The 7,759-nt window shown below is 57.9% G+C and carries 6 protein-coding genes; all 6 read left to right on the plus strand.

Annotated features, from left to right (window positions below):
- A partial coding sequence (locus QVO43_RS06940; protein WP_288174682.1) for a lysylphosphatidylglycerol synthase transmembrane domain-containing protein occupies positions 1 to 493 on the plus strand: 493 nt, incomplete at its 5' end.
- Positions 490 to 1,407 (plus strand): NAD-dependent epimerase/dehydratase family protein, encoded by a 918-nt coding sequence (locus tag QVO43_RS06945; protein ID WP_022487811.1) that lies wholly within the window; start codon positions 490 to 492, stop codon positions 1,405 to 1,407. The genes QVO43_RS06940 and QVO43_RS06945, both read left to right, overlap by 4 nt.
- Before the next feature lie 28 nt (positions 1,408 to 1,435).
- Positions 1,436 to 2,413, plus strand: a complete 978-nt coding sequence (locus QVO43_RS06950; RefSeq protein ID WP_022487812.1) for a TAXI family TRAP transporter solute-binding subunit — start codon at positions 1,436 to 1,438, stop codon at positions 2,411 to 2,413.
- Between the two features lie 205 nt (positions 2,414 to 2,618).
- The gene (locus QVO43_RS06955) at positions 2,619 to 4,292 is read left to right on the plus strand and encodes a ribonuclease J (protein ID WP_022487813.1); all 1,674 of its coding nucleotides are present in this window, start codon (positions 2,619 to 2,621) and stop codon (positions 4,290 to 4,292) included.
- Between the two features lie 36 nt (positions 4,293 to 4,328).
- On the plus strand, positions 4,329 to 6,650 hold the full coding sequence (locus QVO43_RS06960) for an FtsK/SpoIIIE family DNA translocase (RefSeq protein ID WP_022487814.1): 2,322 nt from the start codon (positions 4,329 to 4,331) through the stop codon (positions 6,648 to 6,650).
- Positions 6,651 to 6,697: 47 nt separating this feature from the next.
- Positions 6,698 to 7,759, plus strand: a 1,062-nt coding sequence (locus QVO43_RS06965) for a helix-turn-helix domain-containing protein (protein WP_288174685.1), incomplete at its 3' end; no start/stop codon positions are given.

The raw sequence follows: 7,759 nt of genomic DNA on the forward strand, positions 1-7,759 counted from the left end.
GGTAATGGGGGGACGGCTGGAAAAATGGCTGGCCCGGTTCAGCCGCCGGTTCTCTCCCCGGGTCCAGGAAGCCATTTTCCTGGGGTATCGGGATTTCCAGCAGGCCATGTTCATGCTGAAGGACAATCCCCGGCAGGTGTTCCGGGCCTTTATGGAATCGGGGATCAGCCTGCTGTTCATCTATTCGGTGGTGCCGGTGTTCATCAAGGCCTTCGGCATCAGCCTGCCCCTGCACATTGTCATGGGACGCATGTGCCTGATCAACCTGGTACTGTACTTTACTCCCACCCCCGGTGGCAGCGGGGTGGCGGAGGGCGGCTTCCTGGTGCTGTTCAATTCTCTGCTGCCTCCCGGTGTGGCCGGGGTACTGGCCATCCTCTGGCGTTTCTTCTGTGAATACATTCCGTTCACCATCGGCGCCATTGTGACCATCAAATGCTTTGGCTTGGATATTCTGACCAAGATTCGCGATCGGAGGGAAATGGATTCATGAGAAAAATCTTAGTAACAGGGGGAGCCGGGTTCATCGGGTCCCATGTGGTGCCGGCGCTCATCAGCCGGGGTGATTGTGAGGTAACGGTGCTGGACAACCTGTCCACCGGGAAACGGGCGTATGTGCCGTCAGGAGCCCGGTTCCAGCTGCTGGATATCCGGTCCCGGGAGCTGACGGATTTCTTGATGGCGGAAAAGTTCCAGACAGTGATCCATCTGGCGGCCCAGACCCTGGTGCCCTATTCCATGGAATACCCGGAAGCAGACGAAGACCTGAACGTGGCCGGTCTGGTCCATGTACTGGAAGGCTGCCGGAAAAGCGGCGTGGAACAGATCATCTTCTCTTCCAGTGCGGCCATTTACGGGGACAACCAGAACCTGCCCCTTCAGGAAACAGAAGTGCCGGCTCCCACTTCTTTCTACGGTCTGTCCAAGGCGGTGGGAGAGGACTACATCCGTCTGTACAGCCGGTGCTTCGGTCTGAAGCACATTATTTTCCGGTTCGCCAATGTATATGGGGAACGGCAGGGAGAAACGGGAGAAGGGGGCGTGATCTCCGTCTTTGCCCGGAAAATCGCCCAGCACGAGCCGGTGACTGTCTTTGGGGACGGGAACCAGACCCGGGATTTCGTCTATGCCGGGGATATTGCCCGGGCCATGAGCCTGGGGGTGGGATATAACGGCTGTGCCACCCTGAATGTGTCCACCAATGAGGAAGTGTCCCTGAACCAGCTGATCGGGGTGATGGAAAAGATCCTGGGCCATAAAATGGATGTCCATTACGGACCGGTGCGGCCGGGAGACATTTACGCTTCCGTACTGAGCCACAAGGCCCTGGTGGAAACCCTGGGCATGAAAGACTACACGGACCTGGAAAAGGGGCTCACCGGGACCCTGGCGTATTTCCAGAAATAACAGGAGCAGGGAGAACAAGGAGAGACCTATGAAGAAACTGATCTTTTCCGTTCTGGCCCTGCTCTTTTTCTGCACCGCAGGCTGCGGGGCAAAGACAGGAAACCTGGAACGGGGGAAAACACCTCCCAAAGAAACGGTGCTGGCAGGAGGCCAGCTGGTGGGGGCTTACGGCAGTCTGGGGAACGACCTGGTGAACGCTTTGAACCAGGACGGCCGGCAGCCGCTGCTGAAGCTCCAGGACGGAGCGGGCTCTTTGGCCAATATCGAACTGCTGCGCCAGCAGAAAGCGGACCTGGCCCTGGTCCAGAGCGACGTGGCCTGGTATGCCTATACAGGCACCGGGCCCTATGAAGACCGGCCTCTGAAGGATCTGGAACAGGTGGGGACCCTTCAAGGGGAAACGGTCCAGATCATTACCTACGACCTGACCGGGATCCGGAAACTCCAGGACCTGAAAGGAAAGACCGTATCCCTGGGGGCTGCCGGTTCCGGTTCCTCTCTCAACGCCAGACAGGTACTGGAAGCAGCGGGCCTTGCGGAAGACGATGTGCGGGTCCAGTATCTTTCGGTGGATGACACGGTCCGGGCTCTGAAGGAAGGCACCGTGGATGCGGCCATCCTCACTTCCGCCCTGCCCCATCCGGCTCTCCGGGATCTGGCCCGGCAGCGGCGGCTGGTGCTGGTCCCTATCGAAGGCCAGGACCTGGAAGACCTGGTGGCCGCCTATCCCCTGTATCAGCCGGTGGTGATCCCGGTAGGGACCTATCCCAACCAGACCCGGCCCTGTGCCAGTGTGGCTCTTCAGTGTCTCCTGGTGACCCGGAAGACGGTGCACAAGGACACGGTAAAGAATTTCCTGGACCGTCTGTGGCCTCACTGGAAGGAACTCCAGACCAAACAACCTGCCCTGTACCGGGATGTGGAGAAACGGTTCTTCCTGGATCCGCTGCTTCCGTTGGCCCCCGGTGCCGAACAATTCATAAAGGAACAAAAAATCGGTTCCTGAGGGGTCAGCCAAAACTTGATTTGCAAAACAGGCGTCAAACCTGTATAATGTTGAACAAGAGACTAGTCCTATAGAACCAGAAGCGATGGTTATCGTTCGGATTCGTAGGGGATACGGGAATTGAAAACATAGTTTCGAAAAGGGAGTATGGAACGCGAAGATACTCCAGTCTTTTGATATGCAAAAATACGAAGGAGGTGTCCCTTTGAATAACAATAAAGGACAACAGAAAAAATTATCCATCATTCCGCTGGGCGGTCTGGGAGAAATCGGCAAGAACATGACGGCCTTTGTGTATGGCAACGACATGATCCTGGTGGATGCCGGTCTGGCATTCCCCGATGATGACATGCTGGGCATTGACCTGGTGATCCCGGATACCACGTTCCTGATGGAAAACAAGGAGAAGTTCAAGGCTATTTTCCTGACCCACGGCCACGAAGACCACATCGGCGCTCTGCCTTATGTGATGAAGGATTTTGACGTGCCGGTGTACGGCACTCCCCTGACTCTGGGGATCCTGTCCGGCCGTCTGAAGGAAAACGGCGTCTCTGACAGCAAATGCAAAATGGTGAAGCCTGGGGCTACGGTCCGGGCCGGCGCCTTCCGGGTGGAATTCATCCGGGTCAACCACAGTATTCCCGATGCGGTTGCCCTGGCCATCCACACTCCGGTTGGGGTGATTGTCCACACCGGGGACTACAAGTTCGACCAGACTCCGGTGGACGGACAGGTGACCGACTATGCCAAGCTGTCTGAAGTGGGCCGCAAAGGCGTGCTGCTCCTGATGAGTGATTCCACCAACATTGAACGGACCGGGTATACCCCCAGCGAAAAGAGCGTGGGCAAGACCCTGGATGAACAGTTCCGGATGGCCAGGAACCGGGTGATCGTGGCCACCTTCTCTTCCAACGTGCACCGGATCCAGCAGGTGATCGACGCGGCGGTAATGACCCGCCGGAAAGTGGCGGTGATCGGCCGGAGCATGGTGAACGTGGTGAACATTTCCATTGAAATGGGTTACCTGAAGGTGCCCCAGGGTGTGCTCATCGACATCGACGAATGCCGGAACTATGCACCCCGGCAGATTGCCATCATCACCACCGGCAGCCAGGGGGAACCCATGAGTGCCCTGACCCGGATGAGCAACAGTGACCACCGGAAGGTGTCCATTATGCCCGGTGACACGGTGATCATTTCCGCCACCCCCATTCCCGGCAACGAGAAAGGTGTGGCCCGGACCATCGACAACCTGTACAAACAGGGAGCTGAAGTGATCTACGGACGGGAACAGGGGATCCATGTTTCCGGCCACGCCAGCCAGGAAGAAATCAAACTGATGCACCGGCTGGTCCATCCCAAGTTCTTCATGCCGGTCCACGGGGAATACCGTCACCTGGTAAAACACAAGAAACTGGCCATGCAGCTGGGGATGCCCAAGGAAAACATCGTCATTGCGGAAAACGGCTCTGTAGTTGACCTGACCCGGGATTCCATCGGGATTTCCGGCAAAGTCACCGCCGGCCGGGTGCTCATTGACGGCCTGGGAGTGGGCGACGTGGGCAATGTGGTGCTCCGGGACCGCCGGCAATTGTCCCAGGACGGGATCCTGATCGTGGTGGTGACCATCGACCACAGCAATTACCGGATCGCCGCCGGCCCGGATATCGTATCCCGGGGCTTTGTGTATGTCCGGGAATCCGAAGAGCTGATGGAAGGCGCCCGGGACCGGGTGCTGAGCACTCTGGACAAATGCCATGAAAACAACATCACCGAATGGTCCGCACTGAAGAGTGCCGTCCGGGACAGCCTGGGCCGGTATCTGTTCGAAAAGACCAGACGGCGTCCCATGATCCTCCCTCTGATCATGGAAATCTGATTCCAATAAACCAAAAATCTTCAGGAAGGGAACAGCGTGGAAAAAAGAGAACGGACTCGCAGAAACAACAAGAAAATCGAATTCACCTTCAACCGGGAAGTACTGGGCATCCTGTTGGGCGCCTTCGGCCTCATTGTGCTTTGTGCCCTGGGGGGAATCCCCATGGGCAGCGCCGGGGCTTTCCTCAAGAAGGTCCTGACCTACGCCCTGGGGGTGGGAGCTTTTCTCTTCCCTCTGTACTTAATGGTGCTGGGGATGGGGTACATCCTGAATCACGAACATCTGCGGTATTCCAAAAAGTTCTTTACACTCCTGCTGTTCCTTGTTTCTGTCCTGAGCCTGTGGCACATGCACAAGGTGCCGGAAGGCCATGAACTGATTCCTGAGTATCTGATGACCGGTGGTGGCCTCCTGGGAGGCACCATCGTGTTTGTTTTAACAAAGGTGGCCGGCCGGGTGGGGGCACTCATTGTCCTTACCGCCACCACGCTGATTTCCCTGGTGCTGTCCGGGAAATTTTCCCTGCGGAGTCCTCTCCAGACCGCTCAGGACGGGGTAAAGGAAGGGGCCGAGACGGTGGCCCAGAAATGGGAGGACTACCAGGAACGGCGGAAACGGAACCATGATTCTTTCTACGACCAGGAAAAGGATGACGGGAATCCCCGGAAAAAGCCGGAACCGGAAAAGAAACCTTCTCTGGCGGAGCGGCTGAAAGAGAAGGTAAATGCTGCCGGTACGGCTCCCATCCTGAAGTTCCAGAAGGAACAGATGGGGACGGGAGAACCGCCCCGGAAGTTTACCATTACCACCTCTGACGATGCCCGTGACCAGGAGGAACCCCAGTGGGAAGCTCCGGCACCGGAAGCCCAGACCACCCGGCTGGAAAATGCGGAAACCGGGGAAGTGATCCCCTACGAATTCCCGCCTCTGGATCTGCTGAACCGGGACAAACCGGTGAACAAGAAGAACTTCCGGGCGGAAATCGAAACCCAGGGGGGCACCATTGAGCAGACCCTCCACGATTTCGGGGTGAATGCCACCCTGGTGAACGTGACCAAGGGACCTTCCGTGACCCGGTATGAACTGGAACCGGCTCCCGGGGTGAAGGTGAACAAGATCCAGAACCTGTCGGAAGACATTGCCCTGAAACTGGCGGTGTCCAGCGTCCGGATCGAACCCATTCCGGGAAAGGCGGCCATCGGCATCGAAGTGCCTCCCAAGACTTCGGAGCCGGTTTCTTTCCGGTCCATTGTGGATTGTCCGGAAGTGAAAAATGCCAAAGGCAAGCTGTGCATCGGCTTGGGGAAGGACATTTCCGGCCATGTGGTGGTGGCGGACCTGACCAAGATGCCCCATCTGCTCATTGCCGGATCCACCGGGTCCGGGAAGAGTGTGTGCATCAACACCATCATCTGCAGCCTGCTGTACAAGGCGGCTCCTGATGAGGTGAAGCTGATCCTGGTGGACCCGAAAGTGGTGGAACTGACCAACTACAACGGGATCCCCCACCTGCTCACACCGGTGGTCACCGGGCCCAAGCAGGCCGCTTCCGCCCTTCACTGGGCAGTGGTGGAAATGGAACGGAGGTACAGTCTGTTTGCCAAGACCCAGGTCCGGAAGATCGACGACTACAATGCCCATGTGCAGCCGGGAGAAAAGCTGCCCTTCATAGTGGTGATCATCGACGAGTTGTCCGACCTGATGATGGTGGCTGCAGTGGACGTGGAAGATGCTATCCTGCGGCTGGCCCAGAAGGCCCGTGCTGCCGGGATCCATCTGATCCTGGCCACCCAGCGGCCGTCGGTGGACGTGCTCACAGGGACCATCAAGGCCAATATCCCTTCCCGGATTGCCTTTGCGGTTTCCAGCCAGATCGACAGCCGGACCATCCTGGACGCCAGCGGTGCGGAAAAACTCCTGGGACGGGGGGACATGCTGTTCTTCCCTACGGGAGCCAACAAACCCATCCGTGTCCAGGGGGCCTTTATTGCCGACGACGAACTGAACCGGGTGGTGGATTTCATCAAGGCGGAAGCCATACCCACCTCCTATTCCAGTGAAGTGACCACTCAGAAGCTCAATGGGGCGGAAGAGGAAAAGAAAGGGGAAGACAGCGAGGAAGACGAACTTTTCCAGGATGCGGTGGAGCTGGTCATGGCCACCCAGCAGGCATCCTCGTCCATGCTCCAGCGGAAGTTCCGGATCGGGTACACCCGGGCGGCACGGCTGGTGGACGCCATGGAAGAAAAGGGCATCATAGGACCGGCGGACGGCAGCAAGCCAAGGCCGCTCATTATGAGCCCCGCCACCATCAAAGAAAAGTTCTTCACCAAAGGGCTGAAGCAGGAAGAACCGTGATTCTCCTGCCTGCGCCGCTCTACCCCGTCTAAAAGTGAGGTTGTACCATGAAAAACAAAATTGGAACCTATTTACAGCAGCACCGGGAAGCCAAACATCTGACCCTGGAACAGGTTGCCGAACATACCGGTATCCGGGAACCCTATCTGGCAGCCCTGGAAGAGGGAGATTTCCACAAGATTCCGGGGGATGTGTTCATCCGGGGCTTTCTTCGGAACTACGGGAACTATCTGGGCCTGGACGGCAACGGCCTTGTGGAGGCCTACCGGACCGGCAGCGAACCGGAAAAGATCCTGAAGTCGCCGGAACCGTTGGTACCCCAGCCGGAGCTGCCGAAAAGTTCCGATACCATTATCCTGCGTCCGGAAACCTTTGCCGGAAAGAAGCAGGCAAAAACGGAGCCCCCGGTGCCTCAGCCGGCATCTCCCAAAACGGAATCCTCTCAGGCTCCGGAACCTTTTGACAAGGTCCAGGCCCTGAAGGATATGGAGCCGGTGGGCTATGGAAACAGCCGTCGGACCGCTCAGGAAGCCCAGGCTCCCCAGAAGCGGAAAAAGGAAGCCATGGAAGCCACCCAGGTGATGAAACCGGTGAAACCGTCGGCCCAGGCCGCACCGACAAAGCCGGAAGCAGCGAAGGAGGCGGCAGGTCCGGAACCCCAAACGGCCCCCGGACCCAAGGCTGCCCAGCCAGTAGCTGGAACCGGGAAGCCGGAAGCTCCCAAGGGGGAAGAGACTGCCAAACGGTTGGACAAAACCGGAGAAAAGAGAGCTCCCCAGCCGGAGAAGCCGGCTGCCAAAGGGGCCCAGGCTGCTGCGGTTGGGAAAAAACCGGCAGGAAAGGGGACGGAACCCAAAAAATCCCATGAAAGCCCCAAGGAAGCCCTGAAAAAGGTGGAAACGGCGCTGAACCGGGAAAACATGGAAGAAGCCCTGGACGCCAGCAAAGCCAAAGTGGGAGGTGTCCTGGACCGGATCCGGGATTTCATCGACGAAAATCTCTATGAAACCGTTCCGGAAGACGAAGCCGGGGAAGAATACGGAGCCGCCGGCGGGGCAGACAGCAAGACTCCCGCCTTCAGCTTCAAGGTGTTCACCGGGGTGTTTGTG

Source organism: Acidaminococcus sp. CAG:542 (assembly GCF_000437815.1).
Lineage (GTDB): Bacteria > Bacillota > Negativicutes > Acidaminococcales > Acidaminococcaceae > Acidaminococcus.

Excerpts from the sequence above, each read along its gene's own strand:
- QVO43_RS06950 (WP_022487812.1), top strand. The coding sequence starts at position 1,436 with ATGAAGAAACTGATCTTTTCCGTTCTGGCCCTGCTCTTTTTCTGCACC.
- QVO43_RS06945 (WP_022487811.1), top strand. The coding sequence starts at position 490 with ATGAGAAAAATCTTAGTAACAGGGGGAGCCGGGTTCATCGGGTCCCAT.